Annotated in this window: 21 protein-coding genes; 16 read left to right on the top strand and 5 right to left on the bottom strand. The window is 31.2% G+C overall.

The window, feature by feature from the left end:
• A complete protein-coding gene (locus CLCOS_RS07235) occupies window positions 1-492 on the top strand; it encodes a 6-carboxytetrahydropterin synthase (RefSeq protein ID WP_013237084.1) in 492 nt (163 codons plus the stop codon).
• Between the two features lie 42 nt (window positions 493-534).
• On the opposite strand, the gene CLCOS_RS07230 is transcribed toward CLCOS_RS07235, so the two are convergent.
• Window positions 535-849 (bottom strand): hypothetical protein, encoded by a 315-nt coding sequence (locus tag CLCOS_RS07230; protein WP_041705006.1) that lies wholly within the window; start codon window positions 847-849, stop codon window positions 535-537.
• A gap of 336 nt (window positions 850-1,185) precedes the next feature.
• Here CLCOS_RS07230 and CLCOS_RS07225 point away from each other — a divergent pair, with 336 nt between their 5' ends.
• The 3 genes from CLCOS_RS07225 (at window position 1,186) to CLCOS_RS07215 (ending at window position 4,228) form a co-directional block, all read left to right on the top strand.
• On the top strand, window positions 1,186-2,415 hold the full coding sequence (locus CLCOS_RS07225) for an ammonium transporter (protein ID WP_013237086.1): 1,230 nt from the start codon (window positions 1,186-1,188) through the stop codon (window positions 2,413-2,415).
• Between the two features lie 128 nt (window positions 2,416-2,543).
• Window positions 2,544-2,918, top strand: coding sequence for a P-II family nitrogen regulator (locus tag CLCOS_RS07220; RefSeq protein WP_013237087.1), 375 nt, complete (start codon window positions 2,544-2,546; stop codon window positions 2,916-2,918).
• A gap of 179 nt (window positions 2,919-3,097) precedes the next feature.
• Window positions 3,098-4,228 (top strand): THUMP domain-containing class I SAM-dependent RNA methyltransferase, encoded by a 1,131-nt coding sequence (locus CLCOS_RS07215; protein ID WP_013237088.1) that lies wholly within the window; start codon window positions 3,098-3,100, stop codon window positions 4,226-4,228.
• Between the two features lie 38 nt (window positions 4,229-4,266).
• Here the strand turns inward: CLCOS_RS07215 and CLCOS_RS07210 are convergent, their stop codons facing one another.
• Window positions 4,267-4,905, bottom strand: coding sequence for a TetR/AcrR family transcriptional regulator (locus CLCOS_RS07210; protein WP_013237089.1), 639 nt, complete (start codon window positions 4,903-4,905; stop codon window positions 4,267-4,269).
• Between the two features lie 189 nt (window positions 4,906-5,094).
• Here CLCOS_RS07210 and CLCOS_RS07205 point away from each other — a divergent pair, with 189 nt between their 5' ends.
• The 3 genes from CLCOS_RS07205 (at window position 5,095) to CLCOS_RS07195 (ending at window position 10,337) form a co-directional block, all read left to right on the top strand.
• The gene (locus tag CLCOS_RS07205; protein WP_013237090.1) at window positions 5,095-6,369 is read left to right on the top strand and encodes an efflux RND transporter periplasmic adaptor subunit; all 1,275 of its coding nucleotides are present in this window, start codon (window positions 5,095-5,097) and stop codon (window positions 6,367-6,369) included.
• 14 nt (window positions 6,370-6,383) lie between these two features.
• Window positions 6,384-9,440 carry an efflux RND transporter permease subunit gene (locus CLCOS_RS07200; protein ID WP_013237091.1) on the top strand — a complete coding sequence of 1,019 codons (3,057 nt, stop codon included), beginning with the start codon at window positions 6,384-6,386 and terminating at the stop codon, window positions 9,438-9,440.
• A gap of 402 nt (window positions 9,441-9,842) precedes the next feature.
• Window positions 9,843-10,337, top strand: coding sequence for a methyltransferase domain-containing protein (locus CLCOS_RS07195; RefSeq protein WP_013237092.1), 495 nt, complete (start codon window positions 9,843-9,845; stop codon window positions 10,335-10,337).
• Between the two features lie 272 nt (window positions 10,338-10,609).
• On the opposite strand, the gene CLCOS_RS07190 is transcribed toward CLCOS_RS07195, so the two are convergent.
• On the bottom strand, window positions 10,610-12,055 hold the full coding sequence (locus CLCOS_RS07190; RefSeq protein ID WP_063600326.1) for a DEAD/DEAH box helicase: 1,446 nt from the start codon (window positions 12,053-12,055) through the stop codon (window positions 10,610-10,612).
• A 130-nt stretch (window positions 12,056-12,185) separates the two neighbouring features.
• Between CLCOS_RS07190 and CLCOS_RS07185 the strand changes: the two genes are divergently transcribed.
• The 3 genes from CLCOS_RS07185 (at window position 12,186) to CLCOS_RS07175 (ending at window position 15,307) form a co-directional block, all read left to right on the top strand.
• Window positions 12,186-13,403 (top strand): deoxyguanosinetriphosphate triphosphohydrolase family protein, encoded by a 1,218-nt coding sequence (locus CLCOS_RS07185; protein WP_013237094.1) that lies wholly within the window; start codon window positions 12,186-12,188, stop codon window positions 13,401-13,403.
• A 201-nt stretch (window positions 13,404-13,604) separates the two neighbouring features.
• The gene (locus tag CLCOS_RS07180) at window positions 13,605-14,606 is read left to right on the top strand and encodes a sodium:calcium antiporter (RefSeq protein WP_013237095.1); all 1,002 of its coding nucleotides are present in this window, start codon (window positions 13,605-13,607) and stop codon (window positions 14,604-14,606) included.
• Between the two features lie 272 nt (window positions 14,607-14,878).
• On the top strand, window positions 14,879-15,307 hold the full coding sequence (locus tag CLCOS_RS07175; RefSeq protein WP_013237097.1) for an Lrp/AsnC family transcriptional regulator: 429 nt from the start codon (window positions 14,879-14,881) through the stop codon (window positions 15,305-15,307).
• A gap of 51 nt (window positions 15,308-15,358) precedes the next feature.
• Here the strand turns inward: CLCOS_RS07175 and CLCOS_RS07170 are convergent, their stop codons facing one another.
• Together CLCOS_RS07170 and CLCOS_RS07165 are read right to left on the bottom strand one after the other, a co-directional pair.
• A complete protein-coding gene (locus CLCOS_RS07170) occupies window positions 15,359-16,588 on the bottom strand; it encodes an NAD(P)-dependent malic enzyme (RefSeq protein ID WP_013237098.1) in 1,230 nt (409 codons plus the stop codon).
• Between the two features lie 105 nt (window positions 16,589-16,693).
• On the bottom strand, window positions 16,694-18,103 hold the full coding sequence (locus tag CLCOS_RS07165; protein WP_063600314.1) for an aspartate ammonia-lyase: 1,410 nt from the start codon (window positions 18,101-18,103) through the stop codon (window positions 16,694-16,696).
• Window positions 18,104-18,362: 259 nt separating this feature from the next.
• Here CLCOS_RS07165 and CLCOS_RS07160 point away from each other — a divergent pair, with 259 nt between their 5' ends.
• From CLCOS_RS07160 to CLCOS_RS07135, 6 genes are all read left to right on the top strand, one after another.
• Window positions 18,363-19,790, top strand: a complete 1,428-nt coding sequence (locus CLCOS_RS07160) for an amino acid permease (protein ID WP_063600315.1) — start codon at window positions 18,363-18,365, stop codon at window positions 19,788-19,790.
• Window positions 19,791-20,160: 370 nt separating this feature from the next.
• Window positions 20,161-21,309: a methyl-accepting chemotaxis protein gene (locus CLCOS_RS07155; RefSeq protein WP_013237101.1), complete on the top strand. Its 1,149-nt coding sequence runs from the start codon at window positions 20,161-20,163 to the stop codon at window positions 21,307-21,309.
• 406 nt (window positions 21,310-21,715) lie between these two features.
• A complete protein-coding gene (locus tag CLCOS_RS07150; RefSeq protein ID WP_192847877.1) occupies window positions 21,716-22,228 on the top strand; it encodes an RNA polymerase sigma factor in 513 nt (170 codons plus the stop codon).
• Window positions 22,225-22,674 (top strand): hypothetical protein, encoded by a 450-nt coding sequence (locus CLCOS_RS07145; RefSeq protein ID WP_023162644.1) that lies wholly within the window; start codon window positions 22,225-22,227, stop codon window positions 22,672-22,674. Before CLCOS_RS07150 ends, CLCOS_RS07145 begins: the two co-directional genes overlap by 4 nt.
• Window positions 22,655-23,179, top strand: coding sequence for a hypothetical protein (locus CLCOS_RS07140; protein ID WP_063600317.1), 525 nt, complete (start codon window positions 22,655-22,657; stop codon window positions 23,177-23,179). Before CLCOS_RS07145 ends, CLCOS_RS07140 begins: the two co-directional genes overlap by 20 nt.
• Complete coding sequence (locus CLCOS_RS07135; RefSeq protein WP_023162645.1) at window positions 23,172-23,477, top strand: LiaI-LiaF-like domain-containing protein; 306 nt, start codon at window positions 23,172-23,174, stop codon at window positions 23,475-23,477. Before CLCOS_RS07140 ends, CLCOS_RS07135 begins: the two co-directional genes overlap by 8 nt.
• The last annotated feature ends 16 nt before the right edge of the window (window positions 23,478-23,493 follow it).

Below are 23,493 nucleotides of genomic sequence, written 5' to 3'. Positions count from 1 at the left end.
TTGAAATATAACCAATATAGATTTAAATTTTACCTCAATGCATCACATTCCATATATCTAAAGGGTATTTTGGGTGAAGAACACCCACATACCTGGGAGATTACCCTAGATACAGTTAAGTTAGAAGATAACTTTATTATTTTTAATGATATAGAAAAGAATATTGAAAAATATCTACAAAAGTTTCAAGATAAATATATTAATAACATTACTCCATTTAATACGTTGAATCCAACACTTGAAAACATATGTGCATATTTTAAAGAATGTTTTGAAAGCTTACTAATGGAAAATAAATGGCTTCTATTATCTATAGAGATAAGTGAAACTCCAACACGATCATATATTATTGATGTTTCTGATGAAATTAATTACAATAATATTTCATATATTAAAGGCAAAGAAAAATATAATTCGAATAATGGCATTTCCATTGTAAATCAGGAGATTGATCGGATCACAAAATTAGTTATTGATAAAAATAAATCATAAAAATAGATTCATGAAAGTAAAATATTCATGAATCTATTTTTCTTAACTTATCTTAAATGCACCTACCATTTCTTGAAGGTTGTCAGATGAATATTCTAAAGTATCACTTATTTCTTTTAACCTTGTTGTTTTGCTCAGTATTTCTTCAAGTAGATTTAGGGATTTTTCACTGCTGTTAGTACCTTTAACGGTTCTTCTATTTATTTCATCTGCAGCTTGATTTATATTTACAACCATGTTGTCTACATCTTCGATTTCTTTATTAGTTATTTGAAATATATTGTCCGTAGTTAAATTGGAAACTACTTCAACAGAGTCTTTTGATGTTTTGGAAGAAATACCAACTCTCTTTATCATAGACATTTGATTATTTATAAATTTGTTAAACCATCTTGAAAGCTTACCTATTTCATCGTAAGAAAGTTTGTCTACTATTTTTGTTAAATTTTAGCTTATAGTATTCATTAATAATGTGTAGTATATTTCTTAATCTTATATACAATACTGAAATATATAAGAATAAATTCTTATATGAATATTAATGAACTAAATTCTGCAATTGTTAATAAAAATATACTATTCATAATAAATTATTAAAATTTTAATATTACTATTGATAATTTGTCTAAAAATTAGTATTATATATATAAGTTTTTCAAAAATTTATACACATTTTTAAAAGGAGGTATTTTTATGAACGGAGTAAATGGAGCAGATACAGTTTTCGTACTTATAAGCGCGGCACTAGTAATGATAATGACTCCAGCACTGGCCTTATTTTATGCAGGAATGGTTAGAGGAAAGAACACTTTAAACAGCACTCTTCATAGTTTTTCAGCTTTAGCAGTTATATCTATTCAATGGATACTTATAGGATACACATTGTGTTTTGGTACAGACATTGGGGGAATCATAGGTGGTTTTAATTTTGCAGGTTTAAAAGGAGTTGGATTTGCACCAAATGCAGATTACGCAGCTACTATTCCACAGCAAGTATATATGTTGTTTCAGCTTATGTTTGCTATAATAACTCCAGCACTTATATCAGGATCTATTGCAGAAAGAATGAAATTTATGCCTTGGGTAGCATTTGTTTTACTTTGGACAACTTTAGTTTATGATCCTATTGCTCACTGGGTATGGGGAACAGGTGGATGGCTTAAAAATCTCGGAGCTTTGGATTTTGCAGGTGGTAATGTAGTTCATATTAGTTCAGGTATTTCCGGACTTGTAGCAGCACTTATGCTTGGGAAAAGGAAGAATGTAGGCAAACCTAGTAACCTGCCGATGACATGCTTAGGAGCTGCCATACTTTGGTTTGGTTGGTATGGATTTAATGCTGGAAGTGCACTTGCTATAAATGATGTAGCAGTAAATGCTTTTATAACTACAAATACTTCCGCAGCAGCTTCAGCAATAAGTTGGAGTATTTGTGAACTTCTCTATAGGAAGAAAGTTACTTCTCTTGGAGTCGCTAGTGGAATAGTTGCAGGTCTTGTAGCTATAACTCCAGCTGCAGGTTTTGTAAGTCCTTTAGCTTCAATACTTATTGGATTAATAGGAGGAGCTATTTGTTATACTACTGTTACTTTTGTAAAATCTAAGTTTGGATATGATGATGCACTTGATGCTTTTGGATGTCATGGTGTAGGAGGAATCTGGGGAGGAATTGCTACAGGAATATTTGCATGGAAAGCAATAAACTCTGCCGGTGCGAGTGGACTTATACATGGAAATCCTAAATTGGTTTTAATTCAACTTACAGCTGTTGTGGCAAGTGTTGTATATTCTGCAATAGTTACATTTATAATAATTAAAGTAATTAAAGCTGTAAGTGGCATAAGAGTAACTGATAAAGATGAACAAATTGGACTTGATGTTACAGAACACGGTGAAGAAGCTTATGGAGGAATGAATATTTAACAATTGACTATTTTATTGTAAGAAAGGGAACTCTAGTTTAAAATAAGAATTGAATTAGAGAGTTAATTTTCATAAAATATCATAAGCTGTATTATGAAAGCAAATATATGTTTAAAGGAGGTAAAATAATGGGAGACAAACTTACTAAGGTTGATATTATTACTTCTGGCGGAAGATTTGAAGAGCTGAAAAAAGCATTAGGAGATATAGGCATTTCAGGTATGACTGTTACAAATGTTTTAGGGTGTGGAATGCAAAAAGGCCATAAAGAATATTATCGTGGGTTAACTATGGATATTAATTTATTGCCTAAAGTTAAAGTAGAGATAATAGTTTGTGAGGTACCTGTAGAGAAAGTTGTTGAAACTGCTAAAAAAGTTCTTCACACTGGAGAAATGGGCGATGGAAAAATATTTGTATATAATGTAGAAAATGTTATACGAATAAGTACTGGTGACGAAGGCAAAGCCGCCCTTCAATATAATAAAGATGATAAAAGGTAAATATAAACAGAAATTCTGAATTAATAATACTCTGTCCAACAATTAATAATACTTGTTAATTGTTGGCCTTATTTTTTATATTTTATAATTTCTATATAAATTAAAACTACATTTGATATAATAACTATAGAACTTGTAAAGGAAAGCTAGATTTATATATATAACTTTAGGAGGATAATATGGACTATACTTTAATTGCCACATCAACTTTTGGACTTGAGTCCGTAGTGGCTAAAGAGCTTAAAAACTTAGGATATGATGACTTAAAATTGGAAAATGGTAAAGTTACTTTTCCTGGAGATGAGATGGATATAGTTACCTGTAACTTGTGGCTTAGAACTGCAGACAGGGTACTTATAAAAATGTCAGAATTTAAAGCTGAAAGTTTCGAAGAACTTTTTCAAGGAACACTTGCTGTAGATTGGGGAAGCATAATGCCTGAAAATGCGTTTATGCATGTAACTGGAAAATCTATAAAATCCAAACTACATAGCGTGCCGGATTGCCAGTCAATAGTTAAAAAAGCTGTTATTGAATCTATGAAAAAAAAGTATAACAGAGAGAAATTTAGTGAAGATGGAGTAGAATATAAAATAGAAGTAGCAATATTAAAGGATATAGTAACTTTAACGGTAGATACTTCCGGTGAAGGACTTCATAAGAGGGGATATAGGAAGAACTCAGGTGGAGCACCTATGAAGGAAACTTTAGCAGCAGCTTTAGTTCTCCTAAGCAAATGGGAGCCCTCTAGAGTACTCGTAGATCCTATGTGCGGTTCTGGAACTATTGTCATTGAAGCTGCTATGATAGGAAAAAATATAGCACCAGGTTTAAATAGGAGCTTTGTGTCAGAAAAGTGGGGTATAATTCCTCATGATTTATGGGATGATTTGAGAAAGCATGCTAGAAATTCCATAAATAATAAAGAGTTTAAAATTTTAGCTTCGGATATAGATGGCTGGGTAATTAAAACCGCAAAAGATAATGCTAAAAAAGCAGGAGTGGCAGACCAAATTGAATTTCAAAAAATTCCTGTTCAAAGTTTTAGTTCAAAAAAGAAATATGGTTTTATAATAAGTAACCCACCTTATGGCGAAAGACTTGGAGATGTCAAGGAAGTGGAGAAACTTTATGAGGATATGGGCAGCGTATTTTCAAAGCTTGAAAATTGGTCTTATTTTATAATAACGGCTCATGAAGGATTTGAAAAACATTTTGGAAAAAAATCAGATAAGAATAGAAAATTATATAATGGCAAATTAAAATGTTATTATTATCAATATTTTGGAGAGAAGCCAAAATATAATTGAGTGATCTATAAAATGACTTACATATTTTACTATATAAGTCATTTTTGCTTTATCCCATTTAGTAGCAAATCGCAGTATGTCTCTGTGATTTCATTTATAGATTTTTCATGTTTTTTATATGTGGCATATCCTTTGGAAAATTCCACTTCTGGTATATTGAGTCTCTCCACAATGAAATCTCTGAGAAGTACCATATTTCTAAATATATAAAATATCATAATATTTTTATCTAAATCCCTACGTATCAATTTTTTATCTTGAAATATATCTATTATAGCTATAAATTCTTTTCGATTTGTTGGTAAATAGCTTTTAAATTGTTCACTTTTACAGGCATGAAAAAGAAAGCTAGCATAGTTGTAATACATAAAATCAAATTCCAATACATGTATTACAAGTTTTTTTGACAACGTTATAGCATCTAAATGCTCTTCTTCTGGTTTAAAGTTGGTTATATAAGCTAATTGCTTGTTTAAGGTATAGTTAATAAGAAAGATATATAGGTCTGTTTTATTACTAAAATATCTATAGAAGCTTCCCTTAGCAATTTTTAAATTAGTTATAATTCTATTTAAAGAAGATGAATCAAAATCGTGATTTGAAAATTCCTTAATAGATATTTCTATAATTTCCTTCTGTCTTTCTTTGGGCAAATTAAAAAAAGTTTTATTAGGCAAAGTTTATCACTCCTAATTTTATAATTAATACAATTTAAGCAATAGGTTTATAATCATGGAATCTCTCAATAGTAATTATAACATTTATGATCAAGTTTTCTAGTATTGACAATAAAAGTACGTAGGTGGTATAATTTATTGATTGACCACATGGTCGCGACTTATCATTCTTGTATTAGGAGGTGTATTATGTCAAATAAAGTTCTTAATGTTATAAGAGAAAAGGTACCTAATGTTGTTGTAAGAAAAAAAGTACCTATTATTTGTTTAGTTGTTGTGGTTATTATTGCATTAACAACGTATTTTACAGCTTTTTCAAAGAATAAAGAAAAAGAGCCTATTGCTAAAAGTTATCCGGTAAAAACTGTGGAAATTAAAAGCGGAAGTTTTCCTATGACACTCCAATATGAAGGATTAACAGGAGGCAGTGAAGTTAGAAAATTATCTTTTAAGAGTTCAGCTAAAATTTCAAAAATATATGTATCGAAGGGCCAACATGTAAAAAAAGGTGAAAAATTAGCAGACCTTGATAAAACTGATTTAAATTTTGCAGCACAAGCTGCTAAATCTCAAATGGATACAGCTTCGGCACAATATAGTAAAGCAGTAAATGGAGCACAGCAGGAAGATATAAATAAAGCTCAAATAGCTGTGCAAAATGCACAGGATAACAATAATTATTATAAAGATTTATATAATAAATATCTTAAATTAAATCAAGCTGGAGCTATTTCAAATCAGCAGTTAAATGATACAAAGCTTCAGGTAGACAGTACTCAGAATGCATTAGATAGTGCCGAGCAAAGTTTGCAGCAGCTTCAAAATGGGTCTAGACCAGAAGACAAACAAGCAACTCTGGACCAACTAAATGAGGCAAAAGCAGATTATGATTCAAAAGAAAGTTTACTTAATGATGCTACTATGACTGCAGATATGGATGGTTATGTTGTTGATGTATTAGGTAAAGAAGGAGAAATGCAGCAGGCAGGTAATCCTGTAATATTGTTTAGAAGTGAAAATCAGGTTATTACAGTAGGTCTGTCGGATGATGATGTAAAGAAAGTAAAAGTTGGGACAAAGGCACAAGTAAATATTGGAGATGATAAAGCACAAGGAGAAATTGTAAATATAGTCCAAATGGCAGATAGTAAATCTGGAACATATAGTGCTGAAATCAAGTTGTCTACTGCTATAGATGCTAGCAAATATTATGTAGGTGAAACTTCAACAGTTTACATAGACATGGGTCAAACGAATTCTATATCCGTTCCAATTAGTTCAGTCTTAAATGATGGCGAAGATTATGTTTATGTAGTTGAAAATGGACATGCTGTTAAGAAAAATATAACTTTAGGCGATACTGATGAGGATAAAGTTTCAGTAGATGGGTTAAAAGATGGAGATGAACTTGTAGTTCAAGGAATGAAGAACTTAAAATCAGGATATAAAGTTACAGTTAAATAGAAGGAGAATATAATATGGGATTAATTAAAGCAGCTATAAAAAATAAAAAAATTGTATTATTTCTAGTGGCTATAATTATAGTTAGTGGCTTTTACTGTTATAGTGGAATCTCAAAACAGGAAACCCCAGATGTTGCATCTCCAGCAGCTATGATTACTACAGTTTATCCAGGTGCTTCACCTAGCGATATAGAAAAGTTGGTTACTAAAAAGGTTGAACAGAAAGCCGAGGAAGTTGATGGATGTGACTATGTACAATCTTATTCAGAAAGCAATGCGTCAATAGTTATACTCTATTTAAACAATGATGCTGATGAAGATAAATCTTGGAGAGATTTAAGAGATAAGATAAAAGATTTAAAATCTGACCTTCCAAGTGGATGTAATGATAGTGAAATTAATACTAATCTTACAGAAACAGCTGGCAGCATAATAAGTATATCAGGTAATAATTATTCTTATCAACAGTTAGGAGATTATGCTGATGATATAAAGAAGGAACTTCGTGATACTGAAGGTGTTTCTAGGATAGATGTAAAGGGTAAGCAGGATAGACAAGTAAAAGTAGATATAGATTGGAATAAAATAAATAAATATCAAATATCTGTAGCAGATGTATGTTCTGTATTAAAAGCACAGAATGTAGACATACCATCAGGTTCCTTAAATTTGGTTACGGGTAAGATAAAAGTAAATACACCAGGTATGTTTAGTTCACTGCATGATATAGAAAATACTGTTGTAGGAGTCTCAAGTAGTACAGGTGAAATGGTAAGAATTAAAGATATAGCAAAAGTATATATGGACTATGATGATGATTCAACCTATAAATTTACTGACAATGCTCAAAATGCAGTATTGCTTGCGGTGTATTTTCAAAAAAATAAAAATATAATTCCAATAGGAAATGACATAAAGAAAAAATTAGACACAATAAAAAAAGGAACTCCAAGTGATCTCAAAATAGATGAAGTTACTTTTCAACCTAAAGATGTAAGTGATTCTGTCTCATTTTTTATGAAAAATCTCAGAGATGGAATAATACTTGTAATCATAACTGTTCTTATAGGCATGGGATTTAGAAATGCAATGGTAGTATCTGCAGTTATACCTATATCAATATGCATGACTTTTGCTATTATGTATGCTCTTGGAATAAAAGTTGAACAGATGTCAACTACAGCACTTATTATAGCACTTGGAATACTTGTTGATGATGCCATAGTAATAGGAGATGTCATACAGGTTGGAATAGATGATGGATTGCCGAGAAATGAAGCGGCATTTAATGGAATAAAGAAATTATTTGTTCCAGTATTTACCTCTACATTAATTATTGTAGGAGCCTTCTTACCGCTGCTTTCCATATCTGGAGTAGTCGGCAAATTTTTAAAGAGTTTGCCACAGGTTGTTATAATATGTGTAATTTGTTCTTATTTATGTGCGTTGTTTGTAACACCAGCTATGTCTTCTTTGTTTTTTAGAAAGAGTAAGGAGAGCAAACGGCAAAATCCAATCCGTATGATGTTTGAGAATCTTTTAAAATATGGACTTAAGCACAAGAAAACTATTATTGGGGCAGCATTAGCTGTTTTTGCAGTGGCATTGATTTTAATTAAAACTCTCGGAATGCAGCTCTTCCCTTATGTAGATAAAAATATGATATATATAGATGTCTCAAATGAAAAAGTTGCGGATATAAAAAGTACCAGCAAGTTGGTGAACCAAATAGAAGGTATATTAAAACGGCAAAAAGAAGTTACAGCTTATACTTCGGCTATAGGTGGTGGTATGCCTAAGTTTTATGTAACACTTCCTACAGTTGCACCTGCTGATGATACAGCCCAAATTATGGTGAAAGTAGATTTAAAGAAGACAAATAGATTTAAAACTAGGCAGGAGTTAGTAGAATATGTACAAAATCAAATAGATAACAATATTTCAGGAGGTACGGCTACAGTAAAGCAACTTGAGGAAGCAATGCCTATAGGTGCACCGATACGTTTGAGACTTACTGGAGATGACTTAGATCAGATTCAGCAGGCTTCTGAAAAGATACAGCAGCAGTTAAAAAATATACCTGGAACTATGAATGTAAGAGATGATGCTGCTAAAAAGACTTATGAATATGAGGTAGATATAGATGAAAATAGAGCATCACAACTTGGCTTATTAAAATCAGATGTCCTGCAGCAGATTAATATTGCACTTAAAGGATATAAGGCTTCTACTTATAGAAAAAATGGTAATGAATATGATATTATGGTCAAAACAAATATTTCATCTGTAGGAGACTTGAAAAATTTATATATTGAATCAAGTGTTACCAAGAATAAAATACCTTTATATGAGGTTGCATCTGTTAAACTTAATTCGGAAATAGATAAGATAACCCATTATAAAGAAGACAGAACTGTAACTATTTACAGTGATGTTAAAAGTGGATATAATTCAGTTAATATAGAAAAAGAATTGCAGCAAAAAATAGATGGAATGAGTATAGATCCAGTAAAAGTTATATATGATGGTGAAAAGGCTCAGATAAGTAAGTACTTTACAAGCCTTGGTGTAGCAGGTGTGCTCATTTTAGTAATAATATATGTACTTTTGTTTATCCAGTTTAAATCATTTGTACAACCGCTTGTAATAATGTGTTCTCTGCCGCTGTCCCTTATAGGAGTTTCAATAGGGCTTCATGCTTTTGGAATGAATCTGTCACTTACAGCTTTTATGGGCATAATAAGCTTAATTGGAGTTGTTATAAGAAATGCCATACTTCTCATTGAGTATATAAACAATGGTAGAGAAGATGGGCTTTCTGTAGATGATGCTTGTATGTTTGCTGTAAGCCAAAGATTTAGGCCTATAATATTGAGTTCTACGGCAACTATTACAGCACTTATACCACTGGCTTTTTCAGGTAGTGCACTTTTTGGACCTATGTCTGTTGCCATGATGTGTGGACTTTTGACAGCTACATTCCTTACTTTTGTGGTAGTACCTGTAGTTTATTCTATGGTAAATACGAAACTAGAGAAAAAGATTAAGAGTAAAGAAGTTATTACTGATTAAGAAATGCAATATAGAGTTCTAACTTAAAAATCAACTTATACCTAGAAATATTTAATTGTACTTGTGGTTGTACAAATATTGGGAGTATAAGTTGATTTTTTGCTTAGAAATTCCATAACAGGAAAAGGGTAAGGTATATTAATATAAAAAGTTTAATATAATTATAGTAAAGAAAGTATGAATTCGTTGGATACTTTTCACATTTTTATGTAGCTGTAAATAATATATATTAAAAGCATGAAGGAATATTCTCTAGTAAATGTTTAGGAGTGGTTTATAACGAAATATAATAGTGAAGAAGAAAATTGCTATAAAGATAGGGGGTATAGGAAACTTCATCTTGGATGTGGAAGAACTATACTTGAAGGATGGATAAACTTAGATCTTATAAAGCTTCCAGGTGTGGATGTAGTTGCAAATTTAGATGAATGTACTAATGTTAAGCTTCCATTTGAGGATGACTATTTTGAAGAGTTTTATGCAAGCCACTTAATTGAGCATATAAAAAATGCACTGCCTATGATGCAGGAACTTCATAGAATAGCAAAACCAAATGCTAAAGCTACTTTTAGGTGCCCTTATGGATCCAGTGATGAAGCTTTTGAAGATCCTACTCATGTTAGGCAGTATTTTTTAAACTCTTTTGGGTATTTTGGACAACCGTTTTATTGGAGAGCTGACTATGGTTATAGAGGAGATTGGAAAGTAAAAAGACTTATTTTAACAGTTGATAAAAATAAATATGAGGGTGTTGAGCCTTATAAGATTTTAGAGGAAGTAAATAAATTTAGAAATATTGTAAAGGAAATGGTTGTTGAATTAATAGCAATAAAGCCTATAAGAAAGCCTAATAAAGATTTACAAGATCGTGTAAATGTTGAATTTAATCTAGTTTAGCTTTACGCCTATAGGGGTTCTAGATTGAAAGTTAACTTATAAAAAAAGTTTTTAAGTGTGATTTCCATTTTGTTAGTATATTTTATGTATAAGTTAAAATTTCAATTGGAAACTCTATACAAGTTCTCTAACTTAAAAATCAACTTATACGTAGATATATTTTACAATAAACAAGTACATTTAAACTTATCAAAATATTTAATTGTACTTGTGGTTGTAAAATATTCGAAGAATAAGTTGATTTTTTGCTTAGAATACTTATAGGTTTAGCATTATTTTTGAGCTATTTCTACTCTTACAGATTTCCCCTTGATGGTTTTGTGTTTAAGCCCATCGAGAACTATATGGCCTTTCCCAGATAGTATATCAACGTAAGAAAAGTTATCTTGAATTTCTATTATGCCAACGTCCTCAGGATTAATACCATCGATACTTGATATAGTTCCAGCAATATCTCCTGGTCTTATTTTTTTCTTTTTACCTGCACTTATATATATTTTTGTGATGTCTTTATTTAGTTTAGTGGATTTATCTTTTTTTATCTTAGGAGCAGCTTTTAATTTTTCCTTGTATATATCCTTACCTTTTTCTACTTCTTCTTTTGATGGAATTGTACCTTTTTCAATAGTAAGATTGAAGAATTTTTCTATTTCTTCTAGAAATCTATATTCTTTAGGTGTAACAAAAGTTATGGCAGTTCCACTTTTCCCGGCACGACCGGTTCTTCCTATTCTATGAACATAACTTTCTTTTTCCATAGGAATATCATAGTTTATGATATGAGTTATATTTTCTACATCTATCCCACGGGCTGCAACATCCGTGCATACAAGGAAAATAAATTCTCCTCGTTTAAATCTTTTCATAACATCAATTCTTTCGGATTGAAGCATTCCTCCGTGAAGACCACTGCAGGAATAACCTTTACCTTTCATTTGAAGCACAAGGTCTTCTACATTCTTCTTTGTTCTGCAAAATATCATAGAACTTTCTGGCCTTTGAGTATATACTAGCTTATTTAACAAATCGAATTTTTTATATGCCTCTATCTGATAATATATTTGATTGATTCTATTTATTACGGGATCTTCGGCGTCTATTTCTACATTAATAGGATTATTCATATATGCAGCACATAATTTAAGTATTTCCTGGGGAATGGTTGCAGAAAAAAGGAGAGTTACTCTATTTTTAGGCAGCTTATCTAGAACAGCCTTAACTTGGTCTATAAATCCCATATTTAGCATTTCATCTGCTTCATCTATGATCAAATATTGTATTTTCTTCAGGGAAAGAGTACCTTTTTCTATATGATCTAGTGTTCTTCCTGGTGTTCCAACTATTACGTGAGTTCTTTGTTTAAGTTCTTTTATCTGAGTTGTTATAGGCTCTTTTCCAAAGATTGCAGTACAATTTATTCTCTTAAATCTTCCTATATCGTAAAAATCTTCTTTTATTTGCAGTGCAAGTTCTCTTGTAGGAGCAAGTACTAATACCTGGGGATTTTTTTCTTCAAGTTCTATTTTTTCACAGATTGGTATGGCGAAAGCTGCTGTTTTTCCGCTGCCGGTTTGTGACTTTACTATAATATCCTTGTTTTTAAAAATAAGTGGTATTACTTTTTCTTGAACCTGAGACGGATTTTTATATCCCAATTTTTCTATTGACTTTAATATATCTTCGCTTAATGCGAAATCTTTAAATTCTAGTTTATCCATAATTTTTTTTACCTCGTATACTTTTATATTAACAATACTTATCATACTATTATGTCCTTATAATGTATAGGAAATTATAGTTATGTTATAATATTTACGCGATACAAGTTGCAAAAAGGAAGGTCGAAAAATGGAGAGAAAAAAATTTTTAGATGTTGCTACTACAGAGAATAACGAAAAATGGAAACAAAGCATTTCTAGAGAAAACAAGTTGTATGAAAGAAACCATGAGCTCCGAAGCGAATTTTCAAGAGATTATAATAGAATATTGCATTCTACTTCATACAGGAGACTAAAACATAAAACTCAAGTATTTTTTGCAACAGATAATGACCATATATGTACAAGAATCGAACATGTAAACCATGTCTCTGCTGTGAGCTATACTATTGCCAACTATTTGGGGTTAAATACACAGCTTACTACAGCCGTTGCTATTGGACATGATTTAGGACATACCCCTTTTGGACATGAAGGTGAAAAAATATTAGGAGACTTTTCTAAAGCACAATTAGGCAATGAATTCTGGCACGAAAAAAATAGTTTAAGGTTTGTAGATAAAATAGAAACTTTACCAAACCCTGCGGGAAAGCAAAGCAATCTTGATTTAACCTATGCTGTAAGAGATGGAATTGTATGTCACTGTGGAGAGGTAAGAGCAGAGGCAATTTTTCCAAGAGATCAGGTTGTAGATTTAAACGACATACAAAAAACATTACAAATATCTTCTTATACCTGGGAAGGTTGTGTCGTCAAAATAGCAGATAAAATATCTTATCTGGGGCGGGATATAGAAGATGCTTTTAAACTTGGAATATTAAAGAGAAGTCAATTAAAAGAACTATATAATATAACAAAAGATACTGTTGGTATACACAGTATAAGAGAAATAAATAATACGGTGCTCATGCATAATTTTATTGTAGACCTATGTCAAAATAGCAGTCCGGATAATGGTATTGTATTGTCAAGCAAATATTTGACTTTTATTAATCTTGTGAATAAATTTAATTATGAAAATATTTATAATCATGAAAGGCTTAATAATTTTAAAAATTATGTAAAATTAGTTTTAGACACCATATTAAATACTTTAATGCGTTATTATGATGGTGAAAAAACTTTAGACAAAATTAAAGACTTTAAAAGAATATATCCTTCGCTGCATGAGGGGTTTTCTGGATGGTTAAAAAAATATTGTATTCAATTTAAAGGAAAATGGAGAGATAATGAAAAAATTTATGATTTAAAGAATTATCGTGATTATATCCAGGCTATCATAGATTATACATCCGGTATGACGGACAATTTTGCCATAAGAGTTTTTAATGAAATGTTGAGATTTTAATTGACAATATAAAGTTATGTGAGTAAAATATAATAAATTGATATATAGTCAAGAGGGAGTAGTTTGAAAGATAATGTCAACATATTGGCTTTTTAAAAACCTGGCATTATCCACAATTATGTGTAACGAGACTTTTGGTGTATTTAGTTTAATACACCAGAAGTCTTTTTTTATTTTTTACTTTAAGAGGAGGCGTTTAAAATGATTTTATCTGGTATTACTATGCTTTTGTCAGCTCTTTTAATTTATTTTAGCTGCGAATTTTTTGTTAATAGTATTGAATGGGTGGGCAAGGCTTTTAATATATCCAAAAATGCAGTAGGAACTGTACTTGCAGCCTTTGGTACTGCTTTACCTGAAAGTATTGTGACCTTAATTGCAGTAGTATTTGGAGCAAACTCAAGCCAAAAGGATATCGGAGTTGGTTCAGCTTTGGGAGGTCCTCTTGTACTGAGTACCATTGCTTATGCAGTAGTTGGGGTAAGCATAATTATGTTTAGTAGTAAGAGGAAAATAGGAAAGCATATTAAAATTAACGCAAGAAAGTTGGGAAGAGACCAAATTTGGTTTATGTGTATTTTTGTATTTAAAGTAGCATTGGGATTTGTAGCTTTTTCTATAAAGCACTGGTTGGGATTCTTATTCCTGGCTGTTTATGTACTTTATTCTTATGGGGAATTAAAGGCAGGTGCGGAAGAAACTGAAGAAAAACTTGAACCTTTAAAGATTAGTCCTAAAAATACGCATCCTACAAAAATTATGATTTTAGGTCAAACCATAGTATCTCTAGTATTTATTTTTGCAGGTTCTCAGATATTCGTACACAATTTAGGCTCACTAAGCAGCTTCCTTGGAGTACCACCGCATATAATAGCATTGATACTCAGTCCTGTGGCAACAGAACTCCCGGAGACACTAAATGCAGTTATATGGGTAAGACAGGGAAAGGAAAATTTAGCACTTGCAAACATCAGTGGATCTATGATGATTCAAGCTACTGTGCCAAGTGCACTTGGAATTATTTTTACACCATGGATGTTTGATAAAAGTCTGGCGCTTTCAGCTTTTATAACTTTTATAGCAATCTTATTTTTATGGATAACTTTAAGAAAAAGCCATTTATCAGCTTGGAGATTATCTCTTAATGCCTTACTATATGTTGTTTTCATAGTTGGAATATTATTTATAAAAAGTTGTATATAGATTATTTTGTTTTTTTAGTTGGTAAATTAAATATTAAATTAAAAAAATTAATTGGGAGGATGAAAAAGTTTATTTTAAAAGTTATTGAGGATAATTTATTGACATATAGTATATTTAAACTATAATAAAAATGTACTACAATTGGATAAGTGGTAGTATTCTAATGGAATAAATTTACATATAAATGTTTACATTTTACTAAATTTACCTATAAGAGATATTCAGAACAAAATTGTTTTCGTCTCATTTTTTACATTATGGAGGAATAGAAAATGGACATGATTGATCGTCAAATTGTAAAGTGCCTGCAGAAAAATGGTAGGATTTCAATAAAAAAATTGTCAGAAATAGTTTGTCTAACTCCTCCTGCGGTCGCAGAACGCATAAGAAAGCTTGAAGAAGCAGATGTTATTATGGGATATAGGGCTGTTATTAATCCCCAGAAGATGGGAATGAATATAGAAGCTCTTATAAATATTACATTAAAAGCAGGTAAACGAAAAGAATTTATTGATTTTGTAAGAAAAAGTAAGTGTATAGTGAAGTGTTATCATGTTACAGGAGGTTTTTCCATGACTGTTAAAGTAATAGTCAAAGAGACGTCCGAGTTAGAAACATTAGTAGGTAAAATTCAGCAGTATGGTAATACACAAACTCTTATTATTCTTTCTACTATTATTGAACATAAAGGAATTGTATAGATAATATTTTTAAAGTCTGGAAGAAAACCAGACTTTAAATTTTTGTGTTTATTATGATTGTACAAGCTTTTTAGTATGTTCTTCTACCATTTCAGGAGTGATGTCAGTTCTTCTTGCAACTCCACTTTCTATGGCAGCTTTTGCTACATAGTAAGCTACCTTTGGTGCTATCCTTGAGTCGAAAGCATCTGGTATAACATAATCTTCATTAAGTTCTTTTTCAGTTATTATGTCTGCTATAGCACATGCAGCAGCTATTTTCATTTCTTCATTTATTTTTGATGCTCTTACATCAAGTGCTCCTCTAAATATTCCAGGGAATGCAAGAACATTATTTATTTGATTTGGAAAGTCCGATCTTCCTGTACCAACTACTTTGGCACCTGCAGCTTTTGCTTCATCAGGGTAGATTTCAGGCTTAGGATTGGCCATAGCAAAAATGAGGGGGTCTTTAGCCATTGTTTTTATCATTTCAGGAGTAATTACTCCAGGAGCAGATACACCTATGAATACATCAGCTTCTTTTAGTACATCTTTAAGTGCACCTTTTATCATACTAGGATTTGTAACTTCTGCTAAGTCTTTTTTTGCAGCACTTAAATTTTCTCTATCTTTTGATATAGCACCTTTTCTATCGCATACAATAATGTTTTTAACTCCTCTACTTACAAGCAGTTTTGCAATTGCTGTACCTGCAGCTCCTGCACCATTTATTATTACTTTTAAGTCTTCAAATTTTTTGTTTACTATTTTAAGTGCATTTATCATAGCAGCTAAAGTTACTACTGCTGTTCCGTGCTGGTCGTCATGAAAAACTGGTATATTGCAGACCTTTTTTAATTTATCTTCTATTTCAAAGCACTCAGGTGCTTTTATATCTTCTAGGTTTATTCCTCCAAATGTGGATTCTATTAATTTTACTGTTTCTACAATCTTGTCAGGATCTTTGCTGTCAACACAAATAGGAAAAGCGTCTACTCCTGCAAAAGTCTTAAATAGAATAGATTTACCTTCCATTACAGGTAAGCCAGCTGCAGCACCTATATTTCCAAGTCCCAAAACTGCACTGCCGTTAGTTACTACTGCTACATAATTTCCCTTAGAAGTATAATCGTATAACGTATTATAGTCCCTGTTGATTTCAAGACATGGTTCAGCAACACCTGGAGTATATGCTAAGCCTAGGTCCTCTCTAGTTTTAACAGATACTTTACTTTTAAGTGCTATTTTACCTTCATGTTCTTTATGAAACTTTAATGCTTCTTCCTTTAAATTGTTCATATGTAAACCTCCTTGTATGATAAAAAATATTTCCAGCAACCAAAATAACTAATGAAGAACAGGTTGCTGGAAATTATATTACGTTATAGGTTTTCTAAACCTATATTAAGCAAATTCATATTTTTTTAATTCCCTAGGTTCAGTCATACTTATAGGATCTAGTATACGATCTAATTCAGATTCTTTTAAAATACCATTTTGAAGTATGATTTCTTTTACTGGCTTTCCTGTTTTTATAGCACTTTTTGCAATTGAGGCAGCCTTTTCGTATCCAACATAAGGGGTAATGGCAGTAACTATACCAACACTATTATCCACTAACTTCTTACATCTATTTGTATTTGCTGTTATACCTGAAATACAATTTTCTGTAAAAGTTTTTACACCGTTAGTAAGGGTTTCTATGGATTCAAATAAGTTGAAGAATATAACTGGCTCAAAGGCATTTAATTCCAGTTGACCAGCTTCAGCAGCCATTGTTATTGTAACATCATTTCCTATAATATTAAAGGCCACTTGAGTCATTACTTCTGGAATTACAGGATTAACTTTTCCCGGCATTATGGAAGATCCGTTTTGTTTTGGTGGAAGATTTATTTCTTCTAAACCAGTTCTTGGACCTGATGACATAAGCCTTAAATCATTTGCCATTTTGGATAAGTTAACGGCACAGGTTTTTATAGCACCAGATACTGACACAAAACCATCTAAATTTTGTGTGGCATCTATCAAATCATCAGCTTGTTCTAATTGTATACCAATAATATCACTGAGTATAGGTACTACTGTATTCATATATTTATTATCTGCATTTATTCCAGTACCTATTGCAGTACCACCTAAATTTAATACTTCTAATTCTTTTTTTGCGGCTTCAAGTCTTGAGATATCTCGTTTTATAACGGAACTATAAGCTTTAAATTCTTGTCCTAATCTAATGGGAACTGCATCTTGAAGCTGAGTTCTTCCCATTTTTATAATATTATTAAATTCTTTTGCTTTCATATCTAAATTCATATCTAATTTCTTTAGTTGTTCTATAGCTTTTAAAAGAAGTTTTAAAGCAGTTATTTTTCCTGCAGTTGGGAAGACATCATTTGTAGATTGTCCCATATTAACATGGTCATTAGGATGTACAATTGAGTAGTCTCCTTTTTTTTCACCTAAAATTTGAATAGCTTCATTTGCAATTACTTCATTTGCATTCATGTTTGCAGAGGTACCAGCTCCACCTTGAATAGGGTCTAGTATGAATTGATCTTGCAAATCACCACCGAGTATTTTATCACTAGCCTCAATTATTGCTTTTTCAATGTTTTCATTTAAAAGACCTGCTTTATAATTAGCTATAGCTGCTGCCTTTTTTATTTGAACAAGGCTTTTTACAAGCTCTGTATTTAATTTATATCCAGTTATATTAAAATTTTCAGCTGCTCTCAATGTCTGAACTCCATAATAAGCCTCTGTAGGTACTTCCTTTGAACCGATGGAATCACTTTCAATTCTAAAATCCATAAATATTCCCCACCTTTATTTTTAAATTTATAAATTGTAAATACTTTTTCTTTTAACTTAATAATAATCCCTTAATTTAAAACAGTAAATAAAATTAAGAAAACTCCGTAATAATGAAAATAAATCACTATATTTAGTTTATAAAAATTAGAAAAATATAGGGTTAACTTAAAAAATTAAGGTGGTAATACAACTGAATGTTTTTTTAAATTTAACAAATACTATCCTTAAGATTATATAGGCTTGAGGTGGTATATTAATGAAAAGTAATCATAAAGGACTTTCAGCAGGTCAGCTTACAATGATGGCTTTAGGAACTGTAATTGGTGGTTCATTTTTCCTAGGTTCTGCTGTGGCTATTCATGCATCAGGTCCTTCTATTATTATTGCTTACATACTAGGCGGAATTTTAGTATATTTTATTCTTTCTGCACTTTCTGAGATGACTGTATCTGACCCAGCTCCGGGATCTTTTGCTACCTATGCAGGTAAAGCTTTTGGACGTGGAACTGAATTTATGGTGGGATGGGTTTATTGGACTGGAATGGTTCTAGCTATGTCCAGTGAAGCAGCAGCAGTATCAATTTTAATTCGCAGATGGTTTCCTAAGGTATCTATATCCTTAATTGGAAGCATTGTTATTATTTGTATTACGCTACTCAACTTGTTGGGCCCAAGTAAATTGAGCAAGCTTGAGAGTGCCCTTGCTTCTTTTAAGATAGCTGCCATACTATGTTTTGTTATTATTGGGATACTTCTAGTTACAGGGTTAATAGGTGGAGTTTCACAAGTTAAATTAGGTCAATTGGGGAGAGAACCTTTTTTTGCTGGGGGAATAAAAAGCATTGCAGGAAGTATGCTTATAATTATGTTTGCCTATGCTGGTTTTGAGATAATTGGTTTAGCTGCTTCAGAAACTAAAGATCCTAAAAAGGTAATTCCAAAAGCTATTAGATATACTGTGTTAAGCCTTGTTGGTCTTTATATAGTTTCTGCGGCTGTAATTATATTTTTAATTCCTACGGCTGCCATTAGTGAAAATGTAAGTCCTATGGTAGCAGCCCTTAACAATTGGGGAATGGGTTGGGCAGGTAATGTTATGAACATAATAATGATTACTGCTATACTTTCTACAATGTTAGCAGCTATGTTTGGACTTGGAAGGATGATTCGGTCTCTTGCAGATAGAGGGCATGCACCTGCATTATTGAGGGATAAAAAGGATGTGCCTTATAGAGGAATGATGCTTTCGGGGTTTTCTATGCTTTTGGGACTCATAATAGGGCTCTTATTTCCAAAGGTTTATTTATTCTTAGTAAGTTCAGGAGGTTTTGCTCTACTTTTTACCTATGCGATTATTGTAGCTTCCCATATTCGTTTTCGCAAAAGAAACTTACAGGAGTTAAAGAAAAAAGCGTATCCCTATGGTTCATTGATTACTTTAATAAGTCTTGTCGTTATCATTGCAAGTATGCCTTTTATTTCAGGGCAAACTTCAGGTCTTGTAGCTGGAATTATAATTATAGCTGTATACTTATTTATATATTTAGGTGTAGAAGTCTATAAAAGAACTAGGAAAGCTATAAATGAGAATAATAAGTTAAGTGTAAAAAAGCAAATAGTTGATTTACTTACAGAGTTTTCTGAGGAAATTACTAATCATAAGAAAGATAAAAAAGGAGAGTAATTATATGTGAGTAATTTCAAATAAAAGTTTTATTCTATTTTTTATAATCTTGGTTCCCCATGAATATTTTTAAATTAAAAATAAGACATAATAAATATTTTGTTTAATTTATTATAACATAATATAGTCTTAAATCCAGTTTTTATTAAAATATTTACATAAAAGTACCATAAAGGATAACATTTATTTACTTATGGTGTAATTTTGTGTAAATTTATGGATAAAATTTGCTATTAATAATAAAAAAATTTATTTAATTTCACAATAATATGACAAAATATTTATTATGTACTAATAATGTAAATTATATTTTATAGTACCACAGTTTAATTAAAATGTTTAATATAGAATGGAAGGGAATAGTGAGGATATGATCAAGGTAAATCAAATAGACAGTGTAAAAGAATTTGCTAAAGTTCAAGCAAATTTAGTATCTGGTGGAGTTGTATACGGAATTATAGAAGGTGATACCATGAAATGGGTGCAGTCTTCAGATTCATTTAGTTTGGATGTATTTCATGTTGGTAAAAAATTTGATAGTAATAGTACATCTCTTACTGCAATTCGTGAAAAAAGAGTATTGTCTCAGAAAGTTCCTCGTTCCGCTTATGGAATGAGACTTTCAATAACTTCAATTCCTATAGTGGACGAGCATGATAAGGCTGTTGGTGTTTTTTCTATGGCTTTTCCAAGATTACATCCTGTAGCAAAAGCTTTTGAAAATTTTGCACCGATGTTAGCTGAAATGTTTTCGGAAGGTGTTTTTTTATGCTTAACTGATCTTGAAAAGTTTGTAAGTATACAATCTTCAAAACAATTTAATATTAATTCTATAAAAATAGGAGATGAATTTGAATCAGATTTTATCAGTAAAAAAGTGATAAGTACAGGAAAATCCAAAGTTGAAAAAATAGATGCTGTAAAGTATGGTACTCCTGTTATGATGTTAGGTTATCCACTAATTGATGAAGATTCAAATGAGATTGTTGGTAGTTTTGTTATAGCTATGCCAAAGGAGACTGAAGCAGAGTTACGTAATATGTCAGGCAACCTTACGGAAAGTATAACAGGGATATCTTCTGCTATTGAAGAATTGGCAGCATCAGCATCACAAATACATAGCAATGAACAGGAACTTAATAATGATATAAGTCAGATAACAGAATTATCAGAAGAAATAAATAAGATATCTTCTTTTATAGAGGATATTGCAAATGAAACAAAGATGTTGGGACTAAATGCTGCTATTGAAGCTGCTAGAGCAGGACAAGCTGGTAGTGGCTTTGGTGTAGTGGCAAATCAAATAAGAAAACTTTCTGAACAAGCTAAGAGTACCGTGCCTAAGATTAAGAAATTAACGGATAGCATTAAAGAAAAGGTAGATGGATCTAGCAAGAAAAGTAAGGGATCTCTAGCTTCAAGTCAGGAACAGGCTGCTGCGACTGAAGAAATTACTGCAAGTATAGAAGAGATAACTACCATGTCAGAAAAATTAAGTGAAATTGCACTTAAACTTTAATCCTATAGAGTCTCTAAACGAAAAATCAACTTATACTCTGAATATTTTTTACAACCTTCAGCTCCTTAAATATTTTGATAAGGCTAAGGAAAAAATTTAAAAAAATATTGAGAACTTTTGAAAACTCGTACCTCAAACAATTCAAAAGTTCTAGGTTTTTTAAGAATTTTTTCCTAAGACTTATATACAAAATATTTGAAAGAGCTTCATTGTTGTAAAAATATGCCTGCGTATAAGTTGATTTTTAAGTTAGAGATTTATCCTCATATGATTATTCTAAATAAAATTTGAACTTATAAATACAGATATGCTGACAAAATTGAAAGCACATTTAAAAAATTTTTAAATTTAATGAAGTGTTTTTTGTTTCTGAATCGTTATAGTAAGTGTAAGGATAAAAAGGGCGGTGATGATTATTCAAAGAGACGAATTTGCAAATTATATAAAACAATATGAACGCTTAATCATTACTATATGTTTATCTTTTACAAAAAATTATTTTGATGCGGAGGATTTGGCACAACAAACTTTTCTGGCTGCTTATAAAGATTATGAGAAATTTCAAGGAGAAAGTTTTAAAGCCTGGCTCACTAAAATTGCTGTAAACAAGTGTAAAGACTATATGAAAAGTCCTGCACGAAAAATAAATAGTTTAACTGATCAAGAATATGAATGTTTGGAAGACAAGAAAAGCTGCATTGAAGATACTGTGATAGAAAATGATACTTCACAGAAAATACATGACTTGTGTAATAAATTAAAGGAGCCTTACAGGACTGTAGCCATAAATTATTTTTGTAAAGATATTAAACTTTCTCATATGGCTGAATCTACGGGTCAAAAACTAAAAACTCTGCAGACACGTTTGTATAGATCAAAAAAATTATTAAAAGTTTTATGGAAGGAGGAGTTTATGTGAGTGAAATACTGTTTGATGAAAATGGACATTTAACTAAAAAATCCATAAAGTGCCTTAAGGACGGTTCCTTAAAAAGTGAGGAAAGCATTATGATTTTAGATCATGTTTCTGAATGTGAAAAGTGTAGTGCCTACATTGCTGATGGTTTTGATGATACTGAACTTGTAAAAGCTCCTTCTGGATTTTGTGATGAGGTAGAGAATAAAATAAAAAAGAGAAAGAGCAGTGAATTTATTTTTTACTCGCTTAGAGTTTCAATTGCAGCTTGTATGGCACTCATGATTGTTTTTTCAAACACATTAAATTTTATAGTAAATACAAAAAAAGTAGTAGGTATTGCACCGCCAAATTTAAGTATTGTAAATTCAATAAATACGAATATAAGTAATTTTTCTCAGAAGATAATTAACATGGAGGGTTTTAATAATGAGAATGAAAAAAGGTAAGATTTCAACATTTATTTTTTCACTTTTACCTGGCGCAGGGCATATGTATATGGGATTTATGAAAATGGGAATATCTTTTATGTCAGCTTTCTTTTTTGTAATATTTATAGCTGGTTGGCTTAACATAGGTCCTCTCTTGTTTGTTTTACCTCTTATTTGGTTTTATTCCTTTTTTGATTGTGTAAACAAACGGTATTCTTCAGATGAAGAATTTTTAAATTTAGAAGATAATTATTTGTTTTCACTTGATAAGCTATTGAAAGTTGATCAAAAAGTATTTACAAAGCAGAGATTATTTGTAGGTATAGTATGTTTATTCCTTGGGTTGTATTTAATATGGGATAACGTAATGAATACTTTATGGGGTCATATTCCAAATGAGGTGTATGAGATGCTGTCTGATATAACAAGAACTGCACCTAGAATAATTATAGGTATTGCAATAATTGCTGCAGGTATAAAACTAATTAAAGGTAAAAAGAGGGAGATGGATGAAGATGTTTAAAGGTCGTAGAGTTGGCACCCTTACGGCAGGTATAGTGCTCGTTATGTTTGGAACAATGTTTTTGTTAAATAGAATGCTTCCCAATATAAATTATTATCTAATAGTGTCATTGTGGCCTATTATTCTAGTACTTTTAGGTATTGAAATTATTGCAGGCTATATAATAAATAATGAAGAAAAGATGAAATATGATGCAGGTGCCATTATTTTAGTAATATTATTATCTGTTTTTTCAATGGGTATGGCAGGTGCCCAGTTTATAATTCTTCATTTCCCCCAATGTAAAATCATTTTTTAAATAAGGAAAATCCTAT

It is taken from the genome of Clostridium coskatii, from assembly GCF_001675205.1.
GTDB lineage: Bacteria > Bacillota > Clostridia > Clostridiales > Clostridiaceae > Clostridium_B > Clostridium_B ljungdahlii.
This window is presented reverse-complemented; position numbering and strand designations above follow the sequence as displayed.

Bases quoted from the DNA above. Each gene is read 5' to 3' on its own strand.
- CLCOS_RS07230 (WP_041705006.1), bottom strand. From the start codon at position 849: ATGATAAAGAGAGTTGGTATTTCTTCCAAAACATCAAAAGACTCTGTT.
- CLCOS_RS07225 (WP_013237086.1), top strand. From the start codon at position 1,186: ATGAACGGAGTAAATGGAGCAGATACAGTTTTCGTACTTATAAGCGCG.
- CLCOS_RS07190 (WP_063600326.1), bottom strand. From the start codon at position 12,055: ATGGATAAACTAGAATTTAAAGATTTCGCATTAAGCGAAGATATATTA.
- CLCOS_RS07140 (WP_063600317.1), top strand. From the start codon at position 22,655: ATGAGAATGAAAAAAGGTAAGATTTCAACATTTATTTTTTCACTTTTA.
- CLCOS_RS07160 (WP_063600315.1), top strand. From the start codon at position 18,363: ATGAAAAGTAATCATAAAGGACTTTCAGCAGGTCAGCTTACAATGATG.
- CLCOS_RS07170 (WP_013237098.1), bottom strand. From the start codon at position 16,588: ATGAACAATTTAAAGGAAGAAGCATTAAAGTTTCATAAAGAACATGAA.
- CLCOS_RS07200 (WP_013237091.1), top strand. From the start codon at position 6,384: ATGGGATTAATTAAAGCAGCTATAAAAAATAAAAAAATTGTATTATTT.
- CLCOS_RS07220 (WP_013237087.1), top strand. From the start codon at position 2,544: ATGGGAGACAAACTTACTAAGGTTGATATTATTACTTCTGGCGGAAGA.
- CLCOS_RS07215 (WP_013237088.1), top strand. From the start codon at position 3,098: ATGGACTATACTTTAATTGCCACATCAACTTTTGGACTTGAGTCCGTA.
- CLCOS_RS07180 (WP_013237095.1), top strand. From the start codon at position 13,605: ATGATTTTATCTGGTATTACTATGCTTTTGTCAGCTCTTTTAATTTAT.
- CLCOS_RS07135 (WP_023162645.1), top strand. From the start codon at position 23,172: ATGTTTAAAGGTCGTAGAGTTGGCACCCTTACGGCAGGTATAGTGCTC.
- CLCOS_RS07165 (WP_063600314.1), bottom strand. From the start codon at position 18,103: ATGGATTTTAGAATTGAAAGTGATTCCATCGGTTCAAAGGAAGTACCT.
- CLCOS_RS07185 (WP_013237094.1), top strand. From the start codon at position 12,186: ATGGAGAGAAAAAAATTTTTAGATGTTGCTACTACAGAGAATAACGAA.
- CLCOS_RS07155 (WP_013237101.1), top strand. From the start codon at position 20,161: ATGATCAAGGTAAATCAAATAGACAGTGTAAAAGAATTTGCTAAAGTT.
- CLCOS_RS07175 (WP_013237097.1), top strand. From the start codon at position 14,879: ATGGACATGATTGATCGTCAAATTGTAAAGTGCCTGCAGAAAAATGGT.
- CLCOS_RS07205 (WP_013237090.1), top strand. From the start codon at position 5,095: ATGTCAAATAAAGTTCTTAATGTTATAAGAGAAAAGGTACCTAATGTT.